The organism is Streptococcus sanguinis, assembly GCF_019929225.1.
Classification (GTDB): domain Bacteria; phylum Bacillota; class Bacilli; order Lactobacillales; family Streptococcaceae; genus Streptococcus; species Streptococcus sanguinis_J.
The window spans coordinates 601,027-625,937 of sequence record NZ_JAHZPA010000001.1 but is presented as its reverse complement, the minus strand read 5'-3'; the positions used below and the strand labels follow the sequence as shown (position 1 = coordinate 625,937).

The 24,911-nt window shown below is 40.8% G+C and carries 26 protein-coding genes; all 26 read right to left on the bottom strand.

Translation table 11 applies throughout. The features are described from left to right. Positions 1–24 precede the first annotated feature (24 nt). Complete coding sequence (locus tag K1I80_RS03195; protein ID WP_223312907.1) at positions 25–849, bottom strand: alpha/beta hydrolase; 825 nt, start codon at positions 847–849, stop codon at positions 25–27. A 115-nt stretch (positions 850–964) separates the two neighbouring features. Further along, on the bottom strand, positions 965–2,299 hold the full coding sequence (gene trmFO / locus K1I80_RS03190) for a methylenetetrahydrofolate--tRNA-(uracil(54)-C(5))-methyltransferase (FADH(2)-oxidizing) TrmFO (protein ID WP_223312908.1): 1,335 nt from the start codon (positions 2,297–2,299) through the stop codon (positions 965–967). Positions 2,300–2,399: 100 nt separating this feature from the next. Next, a complete protein-coding gene (locus K1I80_RS03185) occupies positions 2,400–3,344 on the bottom strand; it encodes a hypothetical protein (protein ID WP_223312909.1) in 945 nt (314 codons plus the stop codon). Beyond that, on the bottom strand, positions 3,341–3,841 hold the full coding sequence (locus tag K1I80_RS03180; RefSeq protein ID WP_223312910.1) for a phosphoribosylanthranilate isomerase: 501 nt from the start codon (positions 3,839–3,841) through the stop codon (positions 3,341–3,343). Before K1I80_RS03180 ends, K1I80_RS03185 begins: the two co-directional genes overlap by 4 nt. 58 nt (positions 3,842–3,899) lie before the next feature. Beyond that, positions 3,900–5,993 (bottom strand): type I DNA topoisomerase, encoded by a 2,094-nt coding sequence (topA, locus tag K1I80_RS03175; protein ID WP_223312911.1) that lies wholly within the window; start codon positions 5,991–5,993, stop codon positions 3,900–3,902. 84 nt (positions 5,994–6,077) lie between these two features. Next, positions 6,078–6,920, bottom strand: a complete 843-nt coding sequence (dprA, locus tag K1I80_RS03170) for a DNA-processing protein DprA (protein ID WP_223312912.1) — start codon at positions 6,918–6,920, stop codon at positions 6,078–6,080. 118 nt (positions 6,921–7,038) lie between these two features. Then, on the bottom strand, positions 7,039–7,605 hold the full coding sequence (locus tag K1I80_RS03165; protein WP_223312913.1) for a sugar O-acetyltransferase: 567 nt from the start codon (positions 7,603–7,605) through the stop codon (positions 7,039–7,041). After that, on the bottom strand, positions 7,581–8,423 hold the full coding sequence (locus K1I80_RS03160; RefSeq protein WP_223312914.1) for a PRD domain-containing protein: 843 nt from the start codon (positions 8,421–8,423) through the stop codon (positions 7,581–7,583). The genes K1I80_RS03165 and K1I80_RS03160 overlap by 25 nt, the downstream gene beginning before the upstream one ends. 17 nt (positions 8,424–8,440) lie before the next feature. Further along, positions 8,441–9,205, bottom strand: a complete 765-nt coding sequence (locus K1I80_RS03155) for a ribonuclease HII (RefSeq protein ID WP_223312915.1) — start codon at positions 9,203–9,205, stop codon at positions 8,441–8,443. Beyond that, on the bottom strand, positions 9,192–10,043 hold the full coding sequence (ylqF, locus tag K1I80_RS03150) for a ribosome biogenesis GTPase YlqF (RefSeq protein WP_223312916.1): 852 nt from the start codon (positions 10,041–10,043) through the stop codon (positions 9,192–9,194). Before ylqF ends, K1I80_RS03155 begins: the two co-directional genes overlap by 14 nt. A gap of 141 nt (positions 10,044–10,184) precedes the next feature. Beyond that, on the bottom strand, positions 10,185–10,523 hold the full coding sequence (locus K1I80_RS03145) for an ATP cone domain-containing protein (protein WP_002895476.1): 339 nt from the start codon (positions 10,521–10,523) through the stop codon (positions 10,185–10,187). A 245-nt stretch (positions 10,524–10,768) separates the two neighbouring features. Beyond that, the gene (gene dapA / locus K1I80_RS03140; RefSeq protein ID WP_002902934.1) at positions 10,769–11,704 is read right to left on the bottom strand and encodes a 4-hydroxy-tetrahydrodipicolinate synthase; all 936 of its coding nucleotides are present in this window, start codon (positions 11,702–11,704) and stop codon (positions 10,769–10,771) included. A 79-nt stretch (positions 11,705–11,783) separates the two neighbouring features. After that, positions 11,784–12,860 (bottom strand): aspartate-semialdehyde dehydrogenase, encoded by a 1,077-nt coding sequence (locus tag K1I80_RS03135; RefSeq protein WP_223312917.1) that lies wholly within the window; start codon positions 12,858–12,860, stop codon positions 11,784–11,786. A gap of 364 nt (positions 12,861–13,224) precedes the next feature. Continuing rightward, positions 13,225–13,350, bottom strand: a complete 126-nt coding sequence (locus tag K1I80_RS12030) for a hypothetical protein (protein WP_263280793.1) — start codon at positions 13,348–13,350, stop codon at positions 13,225–13,227. 513 nt (positions 13,351–13,863) lie between these two features. Next, positions 13,864–15,243: an ISLre2 family transposase gene (locus K1I80_RS03130; RefSeq protein ID WP_223312918.1), complete on the bottom strand. Its 1,380-nt coding sequence runs from the start codon at positions 15,241–15,243 to the stop codon at positions 13,864–13,866. Positions 15,244–15,388: 145 nt separating this feature from the next. Beyond that, the gene (locus K1I80_RS03125; protein WP_125438642.1) at positions 15,389–15,586 is read right to left on the bottom strand and encodes a hypothetical protein; all 198 of its coding nucleotides are present in this window, start codon (positions 15,584–15,586) and stop codon (positions 15,389–15,391) included. A gap of 94 nt (positions 15,587–15,680) precedes the next feature. Then, positions 15,681–16,043, bottom strand: coding sequence for a hypothetical protein (locus K1I80_RS03120; protein WP_223312919.1), 363 nt, complete (start codon positions 16,041–16,043; stop codon positions 15,681–15,683). Between the two features lie 43 nt (positions 16,044–16,086). Then, a complete protein-coding gene (locus K1I80_RS03115) occupies positions 16,087–16,314 on the bottom strand; it encodes a hypothetical protein (RefSeq protein WP_002905312.1) in 228 nt (75 codons plus the stop codon). A 66-nt stretch (positions 16,315–16,380) separates the two neighbouring features. Then, a complete protein-coding gene (locus tag K1I80_RS03110; RefSeq protein ID WP_125438638.1) occupies positions 16,381–17,187 on the bottom strand; it encodes a ParA family protein in 807 nt (268 codons plus the stop codon). After that, positions 17,184–17,330, bottom strand: a complete 147-nt coding sequence (locus K1I80_RS03105; RefSeq protein WP_223312920.1) for a hypothetical protein — start codon at positions 17,328–17,330, stop codon at positions 17,184–17,186. Before K1I80_RS03105 ends, K1I80_RS03110 begins: the two co-directional genes overlap by 4 nt. A gap of 164 nt (positions 17,331–17,494) precedes the next feature. Further along, positions 17,495–18,358, bottom strand: a complete 864-nt coding sequence (locus K1I80_RS03100) for a DUF6710 family protein (protein ID WP_223312921.1) — start codon at positions 18,356–18,358, stop codon at positions 17,495–17,497. 113 nt (positions 18,359–18,471) lie between these two features. Next, positions 18,472–19,062, bottom strand: coding sequence for a recombinase family protein (locus K1I80_RS03095; protein WP_223312922.1), 591 nt, complete (start codon positions 19,060–19,062; stop codon positions 18,472–18,474). A gap of 659 nt (positions 19,063–19,721) precedes the next feature. After that, positions 19,722–21,341 carry a relaxase/mobilization nuclease domain-containing protein gene (locus K1I80_RS03090; protein WP_223312923.1) on the bottom strand — a complete coding sequence of 540 codons (1,620 nt, stop codon included), beginning with the start codon at positions 21,339–21,341 and terminating at the stop codon, positions 19,722–19,724. Beyond that, positions 21,342–21,689, bottom strand: a complete 348-nt coding sequence (locus K1I80_RS03085) for a plasmid mobilization protein (protein WP_223312924.1) — start codon at positions 21,687–21,689, stop codon at positions 21,342–21,344. A gap of 251 nt (positions 21,690–21,940) precedes the next feature. Then, complete coding sequence (locus tag K1I80_RS03080; RefSeq protein ID WP_223312925.1) at positions 21,941–22,186, bottom strand: hypothetical protein; 246 nt, start codon at positions 22,184–22,186, stop codon at positions 21,941–21,943. Between the two features lie 45 nt (positions 22,187–22,231). Beyond that, entirely contained in the window at positions 22,232–24,901 is a 2,670-nt protein-coding gene (locus tag K1I80_RS03075; protein WP_223312926.1) for an ArdC-like ssDNA-binding domain-containing protein, read from the bottom strand. Between the last annotated feature and the right edge of the window lie 10 nt (positions 24,902–24,911).

The following is a 24,911-nucleotide window of genomic DNA, read 5'->3' as shown; positions in this document are numbered from 1 at the left end:
CCTCTTTCTCACTGTTTGACTAGCTTACCACTTCTCGCTGATAAAACGGAAACAGTCTGGCAAGTGCTCTGCCCAAGCGATTTCATTATGAATAGCTCCAGACTGGATCTTAATCTGAATATTTGCCAAATCTACCCCAGATACAAGTAACTGTCGGAAATAGCTGAGCGATGAATCAATATAGGCCTGCTTGATATTACCAGCCATCAATGTCTTATCTGTATCATCAGCCTCTTCTGTTCCAACATAAATGAAAACTCGCTGGTCAGCCTGAAGTGTCTTTCTCTCAATATAACGGTCAAAGGCTTCCTGATGCAGCCAATTAGCTGATGAAAAGATGCCCAGACAGCCAATCTGATCTTGGTATTCAACGCCAATAAACTGGCTGATATTTCCCCCAAGAGAGGAACCAATCATAGCTGTATGCAGTCGATCCGACTTGGTCCGATAATGCTGGTCAATGAAAGGTTTGACGACTTCCATGACAAACTCCGCATACTCCGTTCCCTTGCCTCCAAACTGAATACCTGGAATATTGGACTCTTGGAACTTCCAAGCTGAATACTCATTCATGCGCCGTTGGCCATCGTTGTCAATAGCCACGATAATCATTTTTTCAATGTCTGGATTACGCTTAATTGTTGGAATCACCTTCCACGAATGGCCGCTGAAAGACTCCTTGCTATAGAGAACGTTTTGGCCGTCGTGAAAATAAACGACTGGATACGTCTTATTTGTGTCCTGGCTATAGTTTTTTGGAAGTAAGACGCGGACACGGCGTTTTTGCTTGGTATAAGGAACGACTAACTCATGTGTTTTCATTTCAAGGTAAAAATAGGATTTATTCATTTTCAGAAAACTTTCTATTTTCAAAATTTTTATTTATTATATCACAAATTAAGCAAAAAAGTTAGGGATTTCCTAACTTTTTAATGATTTTTATTAGATAATGATAGAAAATAGATTATTTATCCAAATAAGGCTGTAAATCTTTCAAGGCACGTTCAGCAATCTTCTCATAGCGCTCTTTCTTGTCACGAATCCGAGGGCCGTCCAGTTCTTTGATAATGCCAAAATTGACATTCATGGGTTGGAAATGCTTGCTATCAGCATGGGTAACATAATGTGGCAGGCTGCCGATTGCTGTTGTTTCTGGAAAAACAAGTGCTTCTTCTCCCTTGAAGAGTCGAGCGGCATTGATACCAGCAACTAGGCCAGAAGCCGCAGACTCGACATATCCCTCAACCCCAGTCATTTGACCAGCAAAGAAAAGATTTGGCTGTTTCTTAGAGCGGAAAGTCTGTTCCAGCAGATTTGGAGAGTCCATATAAGAGTTACGGTGCATGACTCCATAGCGGACAAATTCTGCATTCTCAAGGCCAGGAATCATTTGAAAGACCCGCTTTTGCTCCCCCCACTTGAGATGAGTTTGGAAGCCAACGATGTTGTAAAGGCTGCCTGCTGCATTGTCCTGACGAAGTTGGACCACAGCGTATGGCGTCTTATATTCACCATCTCGAGGTCCTTGGTAGTCGTCTGGATATTCTAAACCAACCGGCTTCATCGGACCATAAAGCATGGTTTTGATACCTCGCTTAGCCATGACTTCAATAGGCATGCAGCCTTCAAAGTATTTTTCTTTTTCAAAGGAATTGAGCGGTGCTTCCTCGGCATTGACCAAAGCATCATGGAAATTCATAAATTCTTGCTTAGTCATCGGTGCGTTGAGATAGGCCGCTTCCCCCTTATCATAGCGGGATTTGAGATAGACCTTGGTCATATCAATGGTATTGACATCAATGATTGGCGCTGCTGCGTCGTAGAAATAAAAACCGTCGCCTCCATTGAGCGTGTGGATTTTTTCTGCTAAAGTATCACTGGTCAAGGGGCCAGTTGCAATGACTGTAATAGCATCCTCTGGAATTTCAGTGATTTCTTCGCGAATGACCTCAATCAATGGATGGTTAGTCACTAGCTCCGTCACCAGCTGCGAAAAGCCTTCTCTATCAACTGCTATGGCACCACCTGCTGGTACCCGAGTCGCCTCTGCTGACTTTAAAATGACCGAGTCCAACCGTCGCATTTCTTCTTTTAGTAGGCCAACTGCATTGGTCAGCGCATCGCCTCGCAGAGAGTTGGAGCAGACCAGTTCTGCAAAGTCCGATGTTTTGTGTTGCGGAGTTGATTTGACACCCCGCATTTCATAGAGTTTGACTGGGATGCCACGCTTGGCAATCTGGTAAGCTGCTTCACTGCCAGCCAGACCAGCACCGATAACATTGATATAGGATGATGACATGATACTCTCCCTTGGATATTTCTAGATTTTCACTCTGACCATTATAACAAAAACAAAGTAAAAAAGACAGACAGGAGGATTCCTGAATGTCTTTCGAAAATCATTGTTTATTGAAGCTGAATGACTTATAAGCATACAGATGCTTATTGTCTTCGTAACTTATGCCAAAGCCCACTTCTGTATTCCTAGGTAGTTTATCGATTTGAAGTATTTGAGCAAGTAAGTATTCAAAATCAGAGTCTGTCCAATTATCAATATCTTCATTAGCTAGTTGTAGGTTTTGTTTTCGTACTTGTTCTATATCAACGCTTATATGAATACTAAAAGTCGAATGATTGTCAGCAACTCTTTTTAAGAGTATATCGCGATTACGAACAATCACATCTTCATCTAGATTTTTTTCCCTACTTAGGTCTAATTCCTTGATTAACGGAGTTAGTTCTTTGACATCCCTCTTCAAAATTGCTTCCCTTTTCTCTTGCTCTTCAAGATGAGTTTCTGGGTTGCCACTATATTCTTCTTTTGGCACCAAAGAAGAACTTGAGTCAAAGGAGTCCAATTCAATTGAGTTTTTAATATAAAGCTGTCTAATCATATCTTTGTTCAAAAATGTAGAAGTCAAGGTATCACTTTGAAGCAATCTATTGTATGCTTCTTCAAGTCTATCATAATTGTCATCGCCAGAAACATACTCCATTTCTAAACGATAGACTTTTTTCTTGGCCAAACCAAAGAAAATTTTCTTCTCAACTTCTTTAAGTCTCGGGTTGTATCTGAGGACTGGAGTTTCCTGAACATAATCTTTTTCAAAATCCACATAGACATCAACAAATTTTTTGTTTCCTTCAACGTAAAACGGAAATCCCTGATAGCCAAAAGTATCAGCAGTAGAGTATCCTTCTGCTTCTAGTCCTGCAGCTTCTATTACGGAACTAATATTTGATATAGCCGTACTACTTAAATCATGATCTACACTGTTGTTGCATGCTGACAAAATAAATAATGCGAGAATAGAAAACAGTACACTAATTATTTTCTTAATCACTTTGCTTTTAACATCTCCTTCAAGTAAGCAATCTTAGCAAAATCCTTATGATTGTTATTTTCATTTCGGTAGGAATCCTGAGAGGAAGCACGGTAGATAGCTAAAAACTGCTCCGCAGTCGGCAGTAGAAATTCAACACCTTCAACTTCTTTTCGAGTCAGCTTCTCTAGCGGCACACCTGAAAAAGCCTCTAAGGTTTCCATGGCTCCAAACTCAATAGATAGATCTTCTTTTTGAAATTCATGCTCGTGCAGATCGACCAAACGATAGCCCAAACGTTCCATCATTGGCTCAATCTTATCCATATCATAAATACGCTCTTCATCTGGTGCTTCCCAGCCACGCTCATCACCATGAACATGAATATCAATATCCCGCGCCTGCCAGTCCTGACCAGTAACCTGCTCCAGCCCCAAGGAGCCCATCAGCAGTGGAACAATTCCCATCTTGTTCAGTTGAGACGCGATTTTTAAAAATTCTGCAAATTTATCTGTCATAAAGCTGTACCTCTTCTTCAGAAAATTGTTTCACGTAATATAAATTATGTAAAAGGAGCTATTTCACTTTTTCTTCTTCGTAATCACCATTGCTGCAGACCACTTGCTTGCCACCACCGCGTACTTTCTTTTCGATCAGATAATGGTCACATTTTGGACAGTTACGTCCGACCGGCTTGTCCCAAGATGTGAAATCACAGTCTGGATAACGATCACAGCCATAGAAAATGCGATTTCGCTTAGTCTTACGCTCGATAACTTGACCTTTCTGGCACTGTGGACAGGTCACGCCAATTTCTTTGACAATAGCCTGAGTGTGACGACAGTCTGGGAAATTGCTGCAGGCGTAGAACTTGCCAAATCTCCCCAACTTGATGACCATGGGACTACCACAGACCTCACAGTCAAAACCGGCTGGCTCATCCTTAATTTGGATTTTCTCCATTTCGGTCTCGGCTTTAGCCACTTCCTTTTCAAAAGGTTGATAAAACTCGTCAATAACTTTCTGCCACTGCTCTTTTCCAACTTCGACATCATCCAGTTTTGCTTCCATTTCGGCTGTGAATTTCACATTTACGATGCCTGGGAAGAATTCGACAATCAGAGAATTAACGATCTCACCTAGTTCCGTGGGCTCAAAACGCTTGGAAACCAGCTTAACGTAATAACGTTTCTGAATAGTCTCAATGGTCGGAGCATAGGTAGATGGCCGACCAACACCATTTTCTTCCAAAGTTTTGATGAGAGTCGCTTCAGAATAACGAGCAGGTGGCTGGGTAAAGTGCTGTTCTGGATTGGTATTGACACGTTTGACTGTATCCCCCTTTTCCATATCTGGCAGCATTTTATTCTTGTCAGAGTCATTGTAAATAGCTAGATAGCCATCAAACTTGACCTGACTGCCGTTGGCAGCAAATTGGACACCATTTTGCCCCAGCTTGACATTCATAGTATCAAAGACTGCTGCTGTCATTTGGCTGGCTACAAAACGGTTCCAAATTAGCGTATAGAGTTTAAGTTGATCCTTATCCAGATACTTTGCGATGCTTTCTGGAGTATTGAAAACGCTGGAAGGACGAATGGCTTCGTGAGCATCTTGAGCGCCAGAAGCGTTCTTGGCCTTGCTGCCATGTTTAGAATATTTAGCGCCAAATTTATCCGTGATAAAACTTGCTGCTTCATTCTGCGCTACTGGGCTGATACGAGTCGAGTCGGTACGCATATAGGTAATCAGACCTTGTACGCCAGAACCGATATTAATCCCCTCATAGAGCTGCTGAGCAACCATCATGGTCTTACGTGTCCGGAAATTAATCTTATTAGCAGCATCTTGCTGCATAGAGGAAGTCGTGTAGGGCAGTGGAGCATTGCGTCGACGCTCTTTCTTTTCAACGCTGTCAACTGTAAAATCATCACCCTTGAGGTGAGAAAGGACTTCTTTGACCTCGTCGTTGTTAGACAGCTTCATCTTTTTACCGCTCATGCCATAGAAACTGGCCTGAAACTGACGAGTTCCTTTCTTGAAGGTTCCGTCAATCGTCCAGTATTCTTCTGGTTTGAAGGCATTGATTTCATTTTCCCGGTCGATAATCAGCTTGAGAGCGACAGACTGCACCCGACCAGCTGACAGACCTTTTTTGACTTTCTTCCAGAGAATAGGAGAAATGGAATAACCCACCAAGCGGTCCAAAACTCGGCGAGCCTGCTGCGCATCAACCAAATCCATATCAATCTGGCGGGGCTCTTTAAATGCATTCTTGACCGCATCTTTGGTGATTTCATTGAAGACGACACGGTTTTTCTCTTTCTCATCCAGGTTAAGAATGTGAGCCAGATGCCAAGAAATAGCTTCTCCTTCGCGGTCCGGGTCACTTGCCAGAAAGACTTGCTTAGCTTTCTTCGCTTCTTTTTTCAAGTCATTAATCAACGGACCTTTACCACGAATATTGATATATTGCGGCTCATAGTTGTTTTCAAAATCAATGGACATAGTAGACTTTTTCAGGTCACGAATATGCCCAACACTGGCCAGAACCTTGTAGTTTCGTCCCAGATATTTTTCTATTGTTTTTGCCTTGGCAGGCGACTCTACGATGACAAGATTTTTCTTGGTCGTAGACTTTTTCTTTGTTTTTGTTACCAATTTAGACACCTTCTATAAGAAATAAATCTCATAGAGTTTAAACTATTTTTTGATAGATGTCAACTGCTAACTTTTCTTATAGGAAAACTTGTTTCAAAAATCAAACTCTGAAAGGACGTCAGAGCCTGATGTGATGCACTTTGCGCCCTCTTGAATCAGATGATGGCAACCGTCAGATTTTCCATCTAAAATTGACCCCGGAATAGCAAAGACATCTCGCCCTTCTTCCATGGCTCGCTCACAGGTAATCAGACTGCCTGAGCGCATCTTGGCTTCCGCCACGATGACGCCTCGACAGAGACCGGCGATGATACGATTCCGCTCTGGAAAATGAAATTTCAAGGGCTGTTCACCTGGACCATACTCTGTCAGCAATAAATGATTTTTGCCAATGTAAGCTTGTAATTTTTTGTTAGCCTTGGGATAGAAGACATCTAATCCCGTTCCGATGACAGCAATGGTCTGACCTCCGTTTTGCAGGGCAGCCATGTGAGCCGCTGTATCAATCCCTCGAGCCAGCCCGCTGACGATAACCAATTCATTATTTAGCTCTTTGATAATCTTTTGTACTGAGGCATTTCCTTGCTTGCTGCTGTCTCTACTGCCAACGACCGCAGCTTTGGGCAATTCTAGTAGATTTAGATTTCCCTGATAAAATAACAAAGTCGGGGCATCGTAAATTTCACATAAATCCCAAGGATAAATATCATCCAAGATAGAAAAGGACGGAAAAAATTCAAATTCTTCTTTCAAAGCCGGTAAATCAAGCCTCTTGTATTTCTCAATAAAGAGAGCAGGATTGCGGCACTCAGATACGACAGCCTTATCTCGCAGAGAAAGCTTGCCCTCTCTACTCTCAGCGTATCTCAAAACATTTAAAACCTGATGATTGGTTAAGCCAGCTTTTTTCATTTTATAAATTTCAAAATTATTCATTTTTTCACCTCAATTTCTTATTCGTAAAAAAGTTCAAAAAAGAACTGTAACACAGTTCCTTCTTTACTATTTTATTGAATTTGATGTTATCAAAAGTTGGTTTCCTTGCCTATTGCCTTTAACACTCTTTATGAACAGGAATTTCCTTAATAATTTTAGCAGGATTGCCAGCCAAGACTACATTGTCACCAAAAGACTTGGTCACAACCGCTCCTGCTCCAACTACCACATTATCTCCTAGCGTCACACCTGGCAGAATCGTCACACCTCCGCCAGCCCAGAAATTATCACCAATAGTGATTGGTGCTCCGTACTCAATTCCGGAATTTCTTTCCACTGGATCAAGCGGATGAAGAGGTGTCAGAAACTGGCAATTAGGACCGAGCAGGGCATTGTCTCCGATGTGAATCGGGCAAACGTCCAGAATAGTCAGATTCCAGTTAGAATAAAAATTCTCCCCTAGATGAATATTGATTCCATAATCACAGACCAAGTCAGGCTTCATAGCAAGATTCTCCCCTGTGCTGCCAAACCATTCTTTGATAATAGCCGTGCGCTTGACACTGTCTTGTTCTTGGTTAAAACGATATTGAAATTCCTTTGACCTTGCTGCCAATTCTCTTAATTCACTGTCTTGTGGTCGGTAAATCTCTCCAGCAATCATTTTTTCGTATTCGCTTTGCATATCATCCTCCTTTTCATGCGTGACAAATGGATAGTCAGGTACAGTTGTTCATCCTCTGATGTTTGGTAATTTCTGGTTTGCTTTAAAAATTCAGCAATCTTCCTAGTTGTCTCATAAGCCAAGGGATACTTACATTTAAGTAAGCCAAACATTTCATTGTCCTCTAGGTCACGGTGGCCTCTATCAGTCAGGACTCGCTCACAGAAAAATTTTAGATGGGTCATGAAGCGCTCAAGGTAGATGTCTTCCTCGTCTAAAGAAATTTCCAAACTGTACTTGACAATGGTCATGATTTCCTCCATCATCATAGTCAAATCTCGCGCAGTTCCATCGCCATTTTCCAGCTCTGCATTGACCAAGGTCAGCGCCATAAATGCTGCTTCATCATCTGGAAGTTCCTTGCTGACATATGCGCTCAAAAGCTGTTTTGCAAACTGACCAACCTCAAACTCGATAGGAAAAAAGCGTTTAATATCCCATATGAGGAAATTCTTGAGATAAATATCATCTTCCAAGCGCAGCAAGACTCCGTGGATATGATCTGCCATCGCCAGAAAAGCAGTGTCTTTGAGCTTCTTCTGCAGTTTCTTCCTTGCGAAAGAAATAATCTTATCCGACATTTCCATGACCTCTGCTGGCAACTCCATCAGAAGCTGGCGTCTATTTTCTGACAAGACATACTTTTTCTCAATCAGCTCATCTGGAATCTTCTGGCCAACTTTTCGACCAAAGGCCAGTCCTCGTCCCATGAGAATAACTTCTTCTTGGTCTTCTTCAGAAATCACCACATTATTGTTTAAGATTTTACTGATAAGCATGCCTCACCTCTTCGTGCTTATTCGCACATTGATTTTACAGGTTCAAATGTCTTGCGATGAATAGGAGTTACGCCGTGTCGCTCCAATCCCTGCAAATGGCTCTTAGTTCCATAACCTGCATTTTGCGAAAAATCATAGCCAGGAAATTTCTTGTCATAGTCTGCCATCAGCTTATCTCGAGTAACTTTAGCCACAATACTGGCTGCTGCGATAGACAGAGAATTGGCATCTCCTTTGATGATGGACTCTTGTAGGATATCAATATCTAACTTCATAGCATCAATCAGCAGATAATCTGGCTTGAGACAAAGCTTAGACAAAGCCTCTTTCATAGCAAGCTTGGTCGCTTCGTAGATATTGACTTGATCAATAATCTCATTGTCTATCAGGCCAACACCGACTGCCAAGGCTTTATCCATGACTGCTTGATAGATATCTTGGTGCTTTTTCTTGGGTATCTTCTTGCTGTCGTTGAGCCCCTTAATCTTACATCCTGGAGGTAAGATAACAGCTGCAGCAACAACAGGTCCAGCTAGAGGACCACGACCGACTTCATCAATCCCAGCAATCGCCTGATAGCCAGCTTGATAAAGGTCTTTTTCATAACGTAACATCTGCTCCAGACGCAGTTCCTCGTCTAACTCCGCATGAATGGCTCTTTTACGCTTTTCAATCGCCTTTTGAACTCCGCTCCGCTGGTCATTAGCTGCTTCTGCAAGAAAAGGATCAGCCAAATCAGTCACTAACTCTAAACGTTGCTGGATTTCTTTAATCGTTGCCATCTAGTTCACCAACCATATCCAGACAATAACGGCCTAACTTGCCATCGCGAACATCTTTGACGAAAAGGCTGTAAAAACGATCGTAGTCATCGCGGAAGCCGAGTTTTTGAGTCATATCCATAATCATATCAGGTGCTTCCTGACTTAGATCCAGCAGCTTGAAGCGTGCTGTCAGCTCTTCAGGATAATGCTCCTTAAAGTAATTGAGGCCAAAAATCGTCACCTCATCCATAGGCAACAGATTATCCTTAATAGCTCCAGTCAGGGCAAGCTTGAGAGCAACAATCTCATCTTCAAACTTAGGCCAGAGAATCCCTGGTGTATCCAAGATTTCCAAGTCTTTATTTGACTTGAGCCATTGCTGCCCCTTGGTCACACCCGGCTTATTCCCTACAACAGCGATTTTCTTACCAGCTAAGCGATTCATGAGGGTTGATTTGCCAGCATTGGGAATACCGATTATCATGGTACGCAAGGTTTCGATGCGAATTCCTCTCTCCTTCTGACGCGCCAATTTATCAGCCATAAGCTTTTTAGCTGCGTCTGTTACTTTTTTAACAGCAGATTGCTCTTTGGAATTAATAGACAAGGCCGGAATCCCCTGGCTTTCAAAATAGCTCTGCCATTCCTTGATACGAACAGGGTCAGCCAAATCAGCCTTGTTTAAAATCAAAAGCTTGGGTTTATCGCCCACAATCTTAGTCAGCATAGGATTTTGACTGGATAAAGGAAGCCTGGCATCAACCAATATCGTCACAAAATCAACAAACTTAATATTCTCCTGTACCTGTCTCCGTGCCTTAGACATATGCCCCGGAAACCATTGAATCGTTGCCATAATTTATCCTTTCAACGAATATCATTGATAAAATTTTATTTCTTTAACTATTTTAACATATTTCTAGGATTTAAGCGGATGAATGCTAAAGTGATACTCTCTACCGCAAGAGCAAAAAAAGCCCTAGCAGGCTTTCTAACTTTATCTTACTTGCTCAAAATGCAGATGCACAGCAATATGATCTCCATAGCCATTGCGCTCTAAATCGCGCTGCAAGCGATAGGAAATATAATGCTCTGCAATAGTAATATAACCCGCACCCAAGAGGCGGCTTTCAACCATGGACTGAATCATGCTGATCGTCGCACGCTCAACCTTAGCTTCTTCCAAATCCAGAACGACTTTCTTTGTAACCTGAGCTAAATTCTGACGCAAATCATCTGTCAACACATAGACAGTCTGTGCTGCCTTTAAAACTGCTTGATAAATTTTATCTGGATCGAATTCTACGACCTCACCACTCCGTTTAATAACTTGCATAAAAAAACTCCTTTTATATTATATATTTCTAATCTAATGTAAGTCTCTAACATGACTGCTGCCAATCCAGTTGTCTATAGTCTGCTCAAAAAGAATTCTGGAAGCTAGACTACACCTTAACATTATATAATTTTTTCCAATATTTTTCAAAGGAAGCTTCCATTTTTCTTTAGCCTTAAAAGACCATATAAAAAAGGACTACTCTGGGCAATCCTTTCTAGAAATATTTTTTTCAATATGATCAATCAATAATCCGGTCTCAGGACGCCTTTAACAGTCTCTTTGGTCGCTTGATAGTCACCATCAACCACAACCTTAATAATGCGTTTAGCATCTTCTTCGGGTGCAGGCACAAGCGGTAAGCGAGTTGGACCAGCTGCAAAGCCCAAGTAATTAAGTACAGCTTTGACTGGGGCAGGGCTTGGGTAAGAGAAGAGTGCATTGACTTTAGGGATGAATTTCCGTTGGATAGCTGCTGCTTTTTTGATGTCATTGTGCTCAATAGCATCAAGCATTTCAAACATTTCATCACCGTTTGTGTGAGAAGCAACTGAAATAACACCATCAGCCCCCAGATTCATAGCATGAAAGGCATCGCCATCCTCACCAGTGTAAATCAGAAACTCCTCTGGCCGATGCTCAATCAGATAGGCCATATTCGCCAGACTGGTACATTCTTTAACGCCGATAATATTTGGATGTTCTGCCAACCTCAGCATAGTCTCAGGCGTCATCTCAACTACTACCCGGCCAGGTATATTGTAGATAATGATAGGCAGGTTTGAAGCATCCGCAATGGCTTTAAAGTGCTGATACATCCCTTCCTGTGAAGGTTTGTTGTAATAGGGAACAATGGCAAGGCCAGCAGCAAAACCACCAAATTCATCTACTTCTTTGACGAATTCGATAGAGTCACGCGTTTCATTGGTACCAACACCCGCAATCAAAGGGACACGCCCCTTGACAACTTTTTGAACTGCCGCAAATAATTCCAACTCTTCATCGTGAGTTAAAGTTGGACTTTCAGCAGTTGTTCCAGCTAACAAAATCCCATCTGTATGATGCGCCAAAAGGTGCTCAATCAAGTCTGGAATAGCTTCGAAATTGATGGAACCATCTTCATGAAAAGGTGTGATAAAAGCTGTGATGATTTTACAGTTTTTCAGATCCGCATACGCCATAAACTTACCTCTCTTTATACGAAAAGAGGGTTGAAAGAACGATTATTCAACCCTGTGTTGTCAAGTTTCCTTGGTCACTTTATTTTAATTCAAAAACAACTTCTGCTGTCGGATGAACTAAACCACGCTCATGCAGTGTCTCTGCGATTTGAACAGAATTCCAAGCTGCTCCTTTAAGAAGATTGTCTGAAACAACCCACATATGAATTCCTTTTTCTGCATCAAGATCCTTACGAATCCGGCCAACAAAGGTTTCTTTCTTGCCAACCGCATTGATTGCTTGCGGATAAACTTGATGAGCTACATCATCCTCCAGAACAGCACCTGGGAAAGCTGCGATTGCTGCTTTTACCTGGTCAATAGGTGCCACTTCCTTAGTCTCGATGTAAACAGACTCCGAGTGAGCAGACAAAATTGGAAGACGAACACAAGTCGCAGAAACAGCAATAGAATCATCTTCCATGATTTTCTTAGTTTCCTTAGTCATCTTCATCTCTTCGTAAGTATAGTCGTTATCTGTAAAGACATCAATCTGAGGTAAGGCATTAAAGGCAATAGGATAGTGTTTTTTATCACCACCACATGGCAGGATATTGGCTTCCGCATCCTTAGGATTTACACCATCATTGATAACAGAGCGTAATTGAGCTTGGGTTTCAAGAATGGCTCCCATACCTGCACCAGAAACTGCTTGATAGGTAGACACAATGATACGCTCCAGCCCCCATTGCTGACGAACAGGCTCTAAAGCCACCATCATCTGAATTGTCGAGCAATTAGGGCAAGCGATAATTCCCTTGTGCTGATCTAAGGCATGGGCGTTGACTTCTGGAACAACCAGAGGAACATCAGGATTTTGACGGAAATAAGAGGTGTTATCGACCACCACCGATCCCGCTTTAACTGCGTAAGGAGCGAATTTTGCTGAGGTAGAACCTCCAGCTGAGAAGAGAGCAATATCTACACCTTCAAAAACCGTCTCAGTCGTCTCTTCGATAGTAATATCTTGTCCTTTGAACTGGAGAACTTTTCCAGCTGAACGAGCAGACGCCAGATAGCGTATTTTATCAATTGGAAGGCTAGATTCTTCCAGCATTTTAATCATTTGAGATCCAACGGCACCAGTGGCACCTACTACAGCAACTGTATATCCCATGCGATAACCTCTCTGAATTTTCAAAAAATTTTTATTGTTAGTATTATACTATTTTTAGGGAAAAATGCAAATATTTCTGAAGAATATAAGTGCGATATTTTGATAAACAACACTAACACTCATGCCTCTCTATGAGAACCTTCAAGGTTTACAGATTTTGTTCTCACGAACAAAACTGCATCCATTGCTCTATGACTCAATTTCCTCCTGCGGAATCGCTTCGTCAAGAGCAATAGCACTCACGACGCCAATCGTCTCAGTATCAATGTCTCTATGCCTGGCTGCGACTAATGGTCTTGCCACTCTAAGAGAAGTTTCAAGGTTTACAGATTTTGTTCTCACGAACAAAACTGCATCCATTGCTCTACGACTCAACTGTCTTCTGCGAAGTTGTTTCATCAAGAGCAATAGCACTCACGACATAGGCCGTCTCAGTATCAATATCTCTAAGATTGGCTGCGACTAACCGTCTTGCCTCTCTAAGAGACATAGAAAAATCCCCAATCCGTAGACTGGGGATTCGAGGCATCTTTCGATGAGAACAGCTAGTTCACACAACTGCTCAAGGTCCGCTCCTGCGTTACAATTGAATGTAGACCTCCTCAGCGCAAAAGGCTCTTAAGAGCCAATCGACTCATCGCATGAAGTCTAGTTTACCCTATCTTTCAACACTTTGTCAAGGTATTTAATCTAAAAGTATGTGTCTCAATTTTTGAGAAGATAAAAAATAACAGAAATTTTGAGGACAATGAGAAATTAGTTTACACTTATCTTATCCAGTCCTTGACATTTCTGATTTTTGTTGTTATCATGTTTTAAGACTGAGTATAACAAGTGTCTGTTGTTTTACTCGGCGAGGTAGGTGTTAGCGCACCTGCCTCTTTTTGTTTTATTGCTATAATTATACAACTAATTTCAAGCGGTGTCAACAGAAAAATGATGACGGCATGTCAAATAAACCCTAGAGTTTTCAACCCCAGAAGAACTATACAGGACTGTTTGATTATCTTAGGATAGTAGCACCTTTTTTATGACTTTGACGTCGAGCTTTATGTGCCTTTCTTCCCTCTCCAATCTGGAAATTCCGCTTTAGACTATCCAAATGATTCATGTATTTTCTTATTTTTCCTCCAGAAACTTTATCTAACCCTTTTATTTTTTGGGATGCTTTCCGCCAGTCCCCGAAAAACAACTCTCTTAGGGTTCCTTCTTCTACAGCTAATATCATATTAGCCATAATCTCAGCCCCCTCTAGGCTCCAGATCATTCCCTGGTTTTTCATTCTGTAAGTAAGGCGCCTATGCTGCGACTCCATCACACCAATTCCTTTCTTCGGGAGATTGCGAAGTGAGGCAGGCTTTGTATAACTAAAATTACGCTTCAGCCTTCTAGCAAAGTCCTGAAAAGTAGCCGTTTCTTCCTCGTCCTCAATTAGACTTTCTGTCGTGTCGATGGCTGTTTGAAGAAGGTCAAAGTCATGCTGATAAATAGCCTGTTTCAAGAGTTCTTTTAGCTCTTCTGGCTGCGCTTTATAATTCTTTTCTATCTCTTGCTGCAAATGGTACGGATCCCAGAAATGCTCATGTCTTTGAACTTTAAAAGCGGCCGCAAAATCCTTGAAAACTCTGCCTCCATAACCCGGACCGCCATCAGAGTTAGTAATCAGGGTTGTTCCCTTTCCTGTTTTATAGGTCTGATGCACGTAATCTAATACCTGCTCTTTGGCTTTGCTGCCAGATAAAGAAAGCACGTTCTTTTTATTTTTTAACTGCCTGCGTTTGGACTGGCCGATCTGCTCGCTACCTGTATGGACGACATAATGAGAGATATTGCTATATTTGGCTTCCTCTCCTTGTTTAGATCTTGTTTTGACCCAGACTCCATCACCCTCGATGTAGAGCCTTTCAGGGCTTTTTTTGTTTTCCTCTGTAACTTCCGGAAGAGACAAGAGGTCATATTCTTCTTGCTCCTTCTTAAGCGCTGCAGCACGCTTAACAGCCTTCAGAACAGTATCTTTTGTTAGATTGATACCAGTCATGAACTCTATCAAATCAGCTGTTTTGCGGTAAGTGGTGCACGTTGAAATCTGGTTAATTTGATAAATCAGCTCCATGCTGAAACGGCTGTGTTTCTCAAGTCCAAGCCATTCATCCACTGGCACCTTGCAGGTTCCCTTTTTGTACCAACGGTTTCTTTCAAAGCAAATTTCCCCAAAGATAAAAGCAACTGTACGAGCTGATCTATTTTTCAATTTATAGCCCCTGGCACGCATAGATGGAGCTACCTGATCATCATATCGAGTTACAGCCTTCAGGAAGGCTTCTTCATTCTGCTTTCTCAAATCTGCTAAAAATTTTCTTTCATCCAGGACAGTCACACCCATAAGCTAACCCCTTTCTAAAACTTAGGTATTATATTATTGTTTTTTGGTAAAATTTTCAAGTCCATGATAAAAAAGAGCCTGACCAACAGGCCAGGCAAGAGATAGTTGTTAGGGTTACCACCTCACAACCAGTATAACACAAACTTTAGAATAGTTTGGAAACAATCGCATCATATAGCCAGCTTTCAAAGTGGGCTATTTTACGATAAAAGGTACTACCAACTCCAAAATATTTTTTATGCCATTTTTTAAATTTTCTTAGCATTTCCTTTCCTCCTTCAGCTGATAATAAAAGTTTAACATGTACTAAATAATTTGCAGCAGCGCTCCTCTGAAATGTCATTTTTTATCCCGGAAATGACAAAAAAGACCTTTCAGTTAGAAAGGCCAGAAGATATTTTTTGATTATGACTAGAATATTGCTTTATAAGTCAGGGTTAAAAGTCTAAAGGGAGTACTTCGTCACGTCCTGCCAGAGTATTTCTCATGTAGAGGGAGTAACCATCTAGTCCATATTTTTGAACTGCCTCTTTGTATAATTTCTCGCCCCAATTCATCGGGCTCATACCTGATATATAGTCCAGGACAATTACTTTGGAAGATGCTTGAGATTCTTTATTAATTCTACATATACTGTAGTAATCAGTTGAACCAATAAATAGGAGTTTATTCTCTGGCTCTTGTAGAGCCAAGTCTAAGACATCTAGTTCTCGTTCGTTTGACTCAGCCACAATTTTTCGACTTAAACTCTCGTTATTTGTAACTTCAATAAGTCTTTCATTGCGTTGTGAATAGTTCATATGTTAGTTCTCCTTTTATTATTTATATAATTATAATTATAAATTAACTCAAGTTTTCTATTAGCTTATCTAAATAGTCGGATGCTGACCGAGCCCCTGCAGCTTTAGAAAGCTGATCCAATTTCTCTCTATTGCTTGGCTTTAAGGTGAACTGATATTGTTTCTTCCGTTCAAAATTACTCACATCAGGAGCGAAAACCGGCTGAGGAGTCGGCTTAGTGGTTTTCTCAATTAGCTGCGAAATTTCCTTTTCTTTACGTTCAAATGCCATCTATATCTCCTTTATAAATTATATTTATATTTATAAATGTATTTGTATTTATGTTTATAAATATAATTATATTGTATCATAAATTTTTGAGAAAGTCTGCTCTAACTCGTCAAAGAATTTCTTATGTTTTTTATAGAGTTCAGGATTTTCCTTCATATCCGCAATAGAGACTTTATCGATTGTTGAATGATTGAACAACTCTTTTGCTGGAACAATTCCCAAAAGGTTATCAGTTCCTTTTTCTTTAGCCTCCAACCCTAAAGCTTCTAGAAGCTCTCTGGAAGAGCCATAGTTTGGACGAATCATATTAGCCAGAAAATACAGTTCAGCCGTTATATAAGACTCTCTAGTGCGATAATCAATCACATCCTTTCGGAAAGCCTCTAGACGACTGGAAAGGTTAAATTTGGCATTGTAGCCAAACTCAGAAGGAGTCAGCGGACTGACAATGGCATGACTAACTGCAACTGCATTTTTAGTTGCGGTTGCAAAGTCCGGCCTACAGTCAATCAAGATATAATCAAACTGTTCTAGGTCTTTCTTCTCATAGTTATCTTCTAACCAGAGATAGAGGAGCATATTTTTCTTGTCGCTATTCTCCAGATCCCGCTCCACAGTGTCTAACTGAACGGAACCAGGAATAAGGCTAATATTTTCTTTGACCTCCTTAATATCCACGTCACCGCCTTTAAAAGCATTAGCAATGGTATTCTTGCTCTCGTAGATATTGTAACACTGCGTCAAATTGCACTGATGATCTAGATCAATCAAAAGCACTTTCTGACCTTTCTTGGCAAGCCATTCAGCATAATTAAAAGTTAAAGTTGTTTTCCCAACACCGCCCTTAATAGCGGCAAATGTAATAATTTTCATTCTGTTTCTCCATTCCATCCATAATAACAATGACTGCAGATCGTTTCTTCATCGTCTATCCACCAGCAAGCTCCTTTGTCTGGAGTATAGCAAGCATTGTTCCAAGTGCAGCCGCAAAATTTACAATGATGTTCTTCTGCCATCTATCTATCTCCTTGTTATTTTCTATACTTCCATTATACCATTATAATTATATTTATAAACATTAAGAGCATATAGGAACAAAAAAGCCCTGGAACAAACCAGGGAAATAAGAAATACAAAGAAGAGTCAGTAACCACATAATCAGCAATGAATACCTGGTCTTTTACACTATATCTAATATAGAATTAGGGAAATAATCCGGATAATCCTTTAAAACCCGTCCTATTTCAAAATATACACCATAGAGCCTTTCAAAATCATTCTTAGCTTTATATAACCATTTATTATCTGATTTTCTTTTAAACTCTTGTCCATCAAAATAAACTTCATCATAGAGTGACGTTACATCAACTATTTGTGTGATCTCGCTAACATGTTTATCACTATTTTCTAACAAAGCAGAAAACTGTGAGTGGTTTCCTCCATAACACTCTATCAGGCCCATAGGATAAAAATAATAGTTATCTAAGTTTCGATTTGGAGAAAGTGGACAGCTATGATTATTTATATTTTCTATATTTTCAACAATTCTACCTTTATTCCAAGGAAACAGTAAGATAGGATGTTCATGCAAATGAAAACTTGGCTTTTCTCTAGATAAATTAGTATAGTTTGGACTATAATGGACAAAGTCTTCTTCGTGTACATTAAAAACATAATTTTTTACTAATTCATGCGGAAACCTAGTATCAATTATTGTGCACAATTTCCCATTTATAACTTTCCCCCACTTATTATTATCCGAATTCAATGTATCAAAGGCTAAATGATATGTATAATAATTAGATAGGGTCCTCAAATATTTATTAACTGATTGGTAATCACCTTTTTCAAGGTACTTTTTGACAGTTGCTACTTTCTCATCTAGTAACTGTTTAGCAGTAATTTTAAATTCTTCAGTCTGTTTTTCCTTCTTACTATCTTCTTTCCGTTTTTTTTCCTCCTGAATTTCATTTTCCTGATTGATATAATCAAGAGTTTTTCCCGTTTTTAATGCAGAATAAATATTTTTAAAGATTGATACCATCTGAACTCCTCTCTTTCTTTACTATATTACAACATTTACGACATAAAGTGTCAAGTATTCGTATAACTTATAAGTAATTTAAATTATTTTGCTATATCTTGCGACTAGAGTATCTAATTGCTTCGCCTTATTTGGTATTTCTCTCGATACCGCCTAAAAGTCCTTTCAGGTATCCCTGTCAGCTTGCTAACGTCCCTATCAGTATATCCTTGAAGATACAAATCAAAGGCATGCTGCAGACGCTCATCATCTGCAGTATAGAGAGCCTTCCTGCCCTGGTACTTACCCTGAGCCTTGGCAAGAACTATCCCCTGACGTTGACGCTCCTTGATGCGTTCTCGCTCTGCTTGGGCTTGATACTTGTATAGCTCTAAAATTAGATTATTCAACAGCCGTCTGAGGTTCTCGTCCTCAATCCCCCGTAAAGTCGGAAGGTTAAGAACTTCCAAAGTGGCACCCCGAGCTTGTATAGCAGTTATAATCTCTGTCAGCTCCTGGTTATTCCTCCCCAAGCGTTCAAGTTCCGTTACGGCGACTATATCCCCTTCTCGGATGTACTGTAGGAGAGCCTGAAGCTGAGACCGTTCCTTGCTGGCTCCACTGACCGCCTCCTGGAAAACTTTTTCGCAGTCCTGCATCTGCTCCAGCTGCCGATCCAAATTCTGATCTGTGCTGCTGACTCGTGCATAACCAATTCTTACCATATGTTCCTCCTTATTTTTGCCGAACTCTATTGGCCGTGTCTTTTGACCAGTAAAATCAAGTTGCACATGCAAGGCCAATAGGGTATACCTAATTGGCCAATATTTAGTACAGTTATTACCTCAAATATCTTATTGTACTCTAAATTATTTAATTTTTTTATCTTTTAACAAAATATCAAACAATAATCTAATATTTCAATTTGACGTAAAAAATTTTTTGGATTATACTTAAGCTATGATGGCATTTCGCTAAGAAAGACTTCAGTAATCCCGAATTTTAAAGAAGAGCAGAAAAATGAAAAAGTATTCCCTGTATGAGATAATCCCTAGTATAAGAACCTGTTTCCTCTTTTATGAAAGGAAGTACTATCCATGACTCAATACGAAATTATCATGGTCATGATTGCACTATTTAATTCAGTGCGTCAAGTCATTAAAGACTCTAAAAAGAGTTGATTATTGACGACCTAAAAAACACCTAACTTTTTTCAAAGTTAGGTGACGCTGACAGAATGCTATCATATTATTACTGAAGTTGAGAGAGCTGTTGCCGCAGTTCTCTTTTTTTATTTGTAACTCCAAAATAATATAAATAATTCTACCATTATCATACAATCTCATTTTAAATAAGTCAAGCAATTTAAAAACCTTAGAAAAATTTATAATGTATTTTCCTGTTCTTGCTCTCTCCGGAGTTGGTTATTATCTTTAACAGATCGGTACTCTTCAAAGCTTCCAACAATGTCATCATATTTCTGCTGCAGACCTGCTTGCTCGACACTGATTTCAGTAATCTCTTTCTCCAGTTCCTCCGCTCGAATGGTCAAAGGGAAACCCAAGCTTTCCAGAATTTCCTGACCTAACGCCTGGTATTCTGGATTGTCAGACTGCAGATCAGACAAAGCAGCTGCAGCTTTGTTGAGTTTCATCAGTCGCTGCTCAATCTGCTTTAGAGTCTCCTCTGTTTGGTCCAGCTGCTCAATAAAGCGTTCCTTGAGTTCTTCAAATTGTTGGCCACTGGTCACGTCATGAGCAGCTAGGAACTCAAACTCTTTAATCAGCTGATCTAGATTAGAGATGTTTCGATTTTTAGTCAGAACAACCTCACCATTATTATAAGCAAGCTGCTTCATAAGGGTATTTCCTTTGATGTAACGGTTATTCTCTGAGTGATCTGGATTAAGAAAATAAAAGAAATCATTTCTTCGGACAAAGAGTTCAAAACGTCCATCTTCCAGCTGATCTACTTGCCGATGTGGAACCTTAATCAAGCCATGATTACGGATCCCAAAGTCTATCTCAAGGTAGATGCCGTCAGCTGTAACTTCTTGAACTTGCCAAGGTTCAATCATGAGACGTTGTTCAAAATCTTCTGCCTTCTCTTGCTGCAGTTTGTCATACTCTGGCTTGATATCCTCTAGAGAGTAGGTCGCCTTGTTTTGGCTGACTCGCTTCTCAATCGTGGCCAAAGTGTAAGCACCTTTTTTAGATAACGTACTGTCACGAGTATTGCGTTGCTGCTCACTGTCCAGCAACCGATAAGTGGCATGCTTGCCAGAGAAATTGACTGCTAAATTCAGTGCCTTTGCTTTCTTTAAAAAGTCCTCGATGGATGTTGAGTGCTTAATCAAGAAATTCAAACGGGACTTAATCTCAAGTTTAAATACATTCTTTTTCTGATAGGCTGCGTACTTTGTATGAGAAAATCTTGGAGCGCTCCGATCAATAATTTTAGCTCCAGCCAGCTCCGCATAACGGTCTGAAATTTTCTCCAGGCTCCGCTTAGTTCCCTTTTGCCAACGGAATTTTTTCAAGGTGCTATTATCCGTTGTATTAAAAATGATATGGTTGTGAATGTGATTTTTGTCTACATGAGTTGCAATCACAAACTCATGTTTTCCCTTCGTCAGTTCTAAAACAGTCTTGCGCCCTATCTCATGAATTTCCTCTGCTGTTAGATTGTCCGACGGATCAAAAGATTGGATCAGATGATGAGCTAGCACTCCTTTTTCTGTCACCAAGTCAGAGGTTTCTTTTCGTCCAAAACGAGTATCAGCCAGCTTCTTAGTCAGAATGAATTCCTCCGCAGCTTTTCGCTCCTGGCCAATCAAATGACCAGAGACTAACTGTGTCTGCAACTTCCCATCTTTGAAAATAACTGGAAAAGATTGGTTGCTGTTAGTGACCAGCTCTACTGTCTTAGCTTCATCCAAAATATATTTAACAGCTCTCTTTAAGTTACCTGTGTTTTTTATCTGAATAGCTTTTGTAACAACCATCTATTCTCCTTTCTCTGCTTCTTCAATCTTCCCCTCAATCAGCTCCTCAATTTCCTGCAGCTGCTCCAAAACAGCAACCAATTCCTCTCTGCTGGCTTCTTCGTTTGTGTTCACCTGCCGAGCAATTTGGTTGATGTTGACCCCGACTCGGTTGATTTCCTGGCGCAGTTTGGACAGTTCCTCAAAGTTGATAACTTGAACTCGGCCAGTGAGCAGCATGTAGCGGGCAAATGTCGAAAAGTTTCGGATGCCGGCCTCTCCCATTTTGCGACGGATGGCCTGATCTTCATTTTCATTTACAAAAAATCTTCTCAAAATTGACCGCTCTCTGTTTCCGTATGTTTCCATTGGAAATTTTTCTCCTTCCTGATTGATTGCAACCTGCCATCTTGATATACTTTGCTCTGGCAAGCATAGCATTTGTAGCTACAAATGCTAAATTTAAAAGAATAGGCTCTCTTCTCTTTGGGCTTTCCCTACCCAAATAAGAGAACCTATCTTTCAAAACTTTGGGGAAATCCCCAAGCCCCTGGTGAGGTGCTGCGCACCTTAACAAGCGGACCATTTTTCAAATGGCCTCGCCTATTTTGAATACCTACCTAGCGGTAGTTATCCTTCAACTGCTCATATTCTGCGTCGTTAATAGACTGCAGATAGGCGATTGTTTCTGTTGTATCTTCTGCAAGCTCCAGCTCCAACTCTTCCTGTTCTTTCAGGTCCTTTTGGAGTTCGTGTATAGCTGCCTTTCGGGAGAGTTTGAAAAACTCTTCATCTGGTTTCAGCACAACATCTGGTGCGAATGTTGTAAAATATGTGGTCAAAGTTTCATCAACTACTTCTTTCATCTTGGTTATCCTTTCGTTTACGATTAAGTGAGCTGAGCAGTTCTTTTACTTGCTCGCTTGGTTGTCCTTCTCCTCGTCCCCTTTCTGGGGATGAGATTTTTTTTCGGGTTCTGATGCCGCCTTTTCTGCCATCTTCTGATGGCATTTTTCGTTAAACTCTACTAGTTTTTGGGAGAGTGGATCCTTGGACACTTCCTTGTTTTGATATTTTTCAAATGCTGTATCTAAACGATGAATGAGGTCTGCAGCTTCCTTTTGGACGATGGATAGCTGAGCTTCAAGATCGGCCAGACTATCCGGCTCCTTACTCCAATTAGCAAGGTAGCCAAAACTGTATGAGCTGGTATCTAAACCATAATGATTAGCCACAACGTAAGCTACAGACTCAGCCTGCAGCTCCTTATTAGTTCGTGTCAGCTTCTGTCCTTCAAGTGCTTTAGGGTTGTGTAAATCTGCATGCGCCATCTCATGAAAGATGGTACTCAACGTCTCCCGCTCACTCATGCCAGCCCGAATGACAATCTTATTCTCCGTTGGTGAATAATAGCCGTGTGCTTCCATTGGCTCCTTAGAGATTTCTAAACGAACACCTTTAGCAGCTGCAGTTTCTTTAGCTGCACGATAGAGGTTAGCATAGTCTTGGTGAGTTCCCTCCAGTTCATAAACTGGCTGAGGAAGTTCCTTTCCATCTGTTTGACTGACATCAAAGACCGGAACCAAACGGAAGCGTGTATCCTTTACTTCTTGACCCTTTTTATCCAAAACAGGTTGGCCTTTTTCGTCCTTTCGAGTCACTTGATAGGGTGCCCAAATCTTGAGTGCCTTCTCTCCTTTCTTGACATGACGGTCAAATGATTTCCATGCCTTAAAGGAAGCCACAGCGGAAGCTTTCGGGTTCTGTGCCACGATTAGAAACAGGTTATTGAGTGAGTAGTTATTCAGCTTGCTCATCGTATTCAGGAAAGCCTTATAGGTGTCAGAATTGAAATAATTCTTGACACCTTCCTTCAGGTGAGCAGATAAACCTTTCAAATCTCTGTCCTGAATGAGCTGATCAATAGTCGCTCTTTTCTCCTGAAACGATGACTCAATCTCACTTACAGAACCAACTGAAACTGCGGTTTTGTATTTATCTAAATCTAAATATTCTCCGTCAGAAGTTAATGCTTCAAAATATGTAATCTCTGCATTTTTTGCTAGACTATATCCATTTACTGTTACTGAACCTAAAACGAAAGAGTCTGCATAAGCTGACAATAAATCGTGAAGATTAGGATTGTTTTTTAAAATTTCATCCATGACCTCTGCCGCTTCTAAATTTAGAGGATCATTTAATTCCTCTCTCAGTCCTTCTAACAAAGCAGCAATGCTCTTATATTCTGTATTACCTCGTATAACGGATGTAATACGTTCTAAATTTGGTTGATCTGCCATTGATATTCCCTCTATTCTTTCTTCATATTTTGTACTCTCTTTAGCTTCTGAGAGCTGCGGGTATGTCTGTGATTGATTGGCCGCTAATTCCTCTATCTCGTCCCTAGAGAGCGTTTCAGAGGCACTGAAAGCGACCACATCACCTACAGTCAACTGGGCAACTTTTTCTGTAGCCAACTCTTTTGAAAAGTAACCTTGATAGGCTGCAGTTTTTTTCTTTTTATCGTAACTGTAGATATGAACTAGCTCCGCTTGCCCCTGGAGTGGTTCTTTCAAAAAGCTGTTCCAATCAGCTTTTTCAACCCCTTTTTCAGCAATAGGCGGAATATCTAGCTTAAAAGGGATTCCCTTTTCCTGCAGCTTGCTGATAAAATTCCACCCTGCAGAGTCATTATCTACAGCCAAAGTGATAAAATCCTCATTGCTCTGAAAGAACGTGGAAGTTTTAGCTGTAGCTTCAAGTACTCTAGCTGTTCGCTCCCCTGACTCATAAGTCTTGCCCTGCAGCTCACTGACTAGCTCTGCAAAGCGAAAACTCATAAGACCTTCCTTGAGTCCATCCATAGCCACTAAACGGACGTCTTGAAGCTGAGGATGGAGCTGATAATAGCTCATAACATCGATGGGAGACTCTGCAAATATAAGTCGTTTAGGTCGGCCAACGTCTGCGTAAAAACCAGTAAGGCCATCAGAATTTTTCAATATCCGCTTTAGATACCCCCTATCAGGATATTTCTCCCGATTTTCGACAATTCCCTGCAGGCTGGCTCCCATCACCTTTCCCTGGCTGTTTTTGAATTTAAAAACAATAGCTGGCTCAGAGTAATCGTTCATTTTATGAGATATTTCAGCTATACTCCCTTGCTGGAAGAAAAAAGTAATTGTATCCTCAGATAGCTTCCGCTCCCTTCTCAGATAGTCTCTGGTCCAGCTGGTGTTGGCATGCTCATAGCTTTCATGCCTGTATTCAAAGGCCAGTTTAGGCGCTGGTGCAGCGGTCATATCCACTTCTGGAAACTCTCCTGCCTCCAGGAAGTGCTTGGCCGTTTTAAAAGATGGCCGGCTTCCTGTCTGCTCTTCCCGAATAGTCTGGACAAGCTTAATTACATCTCCTTTCACATCACGAGAAAACCATGAAAAGATATTGCGACGTGGGCTGATTACAAAACTTTCATGCTCAACCCAGACATATCTGTCCGTTCCTTGGCGCTTCAGCTCCATTCCTAAAGTCTCTGCGACATCAAGAATGGATAGCTTTTTCAATTCTTCTACTCGTGCCATAAGCAGCCTC

What these genes read in the sequence shown, in the direction of transcription:
- K1I80_RS03195 (WP_223312907.1), bottom strand. Translation starts at nt 849, where the DNA reads ATGAATAAATCCTATTTTTACCTTGAAATGAAAACACATGAGTTAGTC.
- trmFO (WP_223312908.1), bottom strand. Translation starts at nt 2,299, where the DNA reads ATGTCATCATCCTATATCAATGTTATCGGTGCTGGTCTGGCTGGCAGT.
- K1I80_RS03180 (WP_223312910.1), bottom strand. Translation starts at nt 3,841, where the DNA reads ATGACAGATAAATTTGCAGAATTTTTAAAAATCGCGTCTCAACTGAAC.
- dprA (WP_223312912.1), bottom strand. Translation starts at nt 6,920, where the DNA reads ATGAATAATTTTGAAATTTATAAAATGAAAAAAGCTGGCTTAACCAAT.
- K1I80_RS03165 (WP_223312913.1), bottom strand. Translation starts at nt 7,605, where the DNA reads ATGCAAAGCGAATACGAAAAAATGATTGCTGGAGAGATTTACCGACCA.
- K1I80_RS03160 (WP_223312914.1), bottom strand. Translation starts at nt 8,423, where the DNA reads ATGCTTATCAGTAAAATCTTAAACAATAATGTGGTGATTTCTGAAGAA.
- K1I80_RS03155 (WP_223312915.1), bottom strand. Translation starts at nt 9,205, where the DNA reads ATGGCAACGATTAAAGAAATCCAGCAACGTTTAGAGTTAGTGACTGAT.
- ylqF (WP_223312916.1), bottom strand. Translation starts at nt 10,043, where the DNA reads ATGGCAACGATTCAATGGTTTCCGGGGCATATGTCTAAGGCACGGAGA.
- K1I80_RS03145 (WP_002895476.1), bottom strand. Translation starts at nt 10,523, where the DNA reads ATGCAAGTTATTAAACGGAGTGGTGAGGTCGTAGAATTCGATCCAGAT.
- dapA (WP_002902934.1), bottom strand. Translation starts at nt 11,704, where the DNA reads ATGGCGTATGCGGATCTGAAAAACTGTAAAATCATCACAGCTTTTATC.
- K1I80_RS03135 (WP_223312917.1), bottom strand. Translation starts at nt 12,860, where the DNA reads ATGGGATATACAGTTGCTGTAGTAGGTGCCACTGGTGCCGTTGGATCT.
- K1I80_RS12030 (WP_263280793.1), bottom strand. Translation starts at nt 13,350, where the DNA reads ATGTCTCTTAGAGAGGCAAGACGGTTAGTCGCAGCCAATCTTAGAGAT.
- K1I80_RS03130 (WP_223312918.1), bottom strand. Translation starts at nt 15,243, where the DNA reads ATGGGTGTGACTGTCCTGGATGAAAGAAAATTTTTAGCAGATTTGAGA.
- K1I80_RS03125 (WP_125438642.1), bottom strand. Translation starts at nt 15,586, where the DNA reads ATGACATTTCAGAGGAGCGCTGCTGCAAATTATTTAGTACATGTTAAA.
- K1I80_RS03120 (WP_223312919.1), bottom strand. Translation starts at nt 16,043, where the DNA reads ATGAACTATTCACAACGCAATGAAAGACTTATTGAAGTTACAAATAAC.
- K1I80_RS03115 (WP_002905312.1), bottom strand. Translation starts at nt 16,314, where the DNA reads ATGGCATTTGAACGTAAAGAAAAGGAAATTTCGCAGCTAATTGAGAAA.
- K1I80_RS03110 (WP_125438638.1), bottom strand. Translation starts at nt 17,187, where the DNA reads ATGAAAATTATTACATTTGCCGCTATTAAGGGCGGTGTTGGGAAAACA.
- K1I80_RS03105 (WP_223312920.1), bottom strand. Translation starts at nt 17,330, where the DNA reads ATGGCAGAAGAACATCATTGTAAATTTTGCGGCTGCACTTGGAACAAT.
- K1I80_RS03100 (WP_223312921.1), bottom strand. Translation starts at nt 18,358, where the DNA reads ATGGTATCAATCTTTAAAAATATTTATTCTGCATTAAAAACGGGAAAA.
- K1I80_RS03095 (WP_223312922.1), bottom strand. Translation starts at nt 19,062, where the DNA reads ATGGTAAGAATTGGTTATGCACGAGTCAGCAGCACAGATCAGAATTTG.
- K1I80_RS03090 (WP_223312923.1), bottom strand. Translation starts at nt 21,341, where the DNA reads ATGGTTGTTACAAAAGCTATTCAGATAAAAAACACAGGTAACTTAAAG.
- K1I80_RS03085 (WP_223312924.1), bottom strand. Translation starts at nt 21,689, where the DNA reads ATGGAAACATACGGAAACAGAGAGCGGTCAATTTTGAGAAGATTTTTT.
- K1I80_RS03080 (WP_223312925.1), bottom strand. Translation starts at nt 22,186, where the DNA reads ATGAAAGAAGTAGTTGATGAAACTTTGACCACATATTTTACAACATTC.
- K1I80_RS03075 (WP_223312926.1), bottom strand. Translation starts at nt 24,901, where the DNA reads ATGGCACGAGTAGAAGAATTGAAAAAGCTATCCATTCTTGATGTCGCA.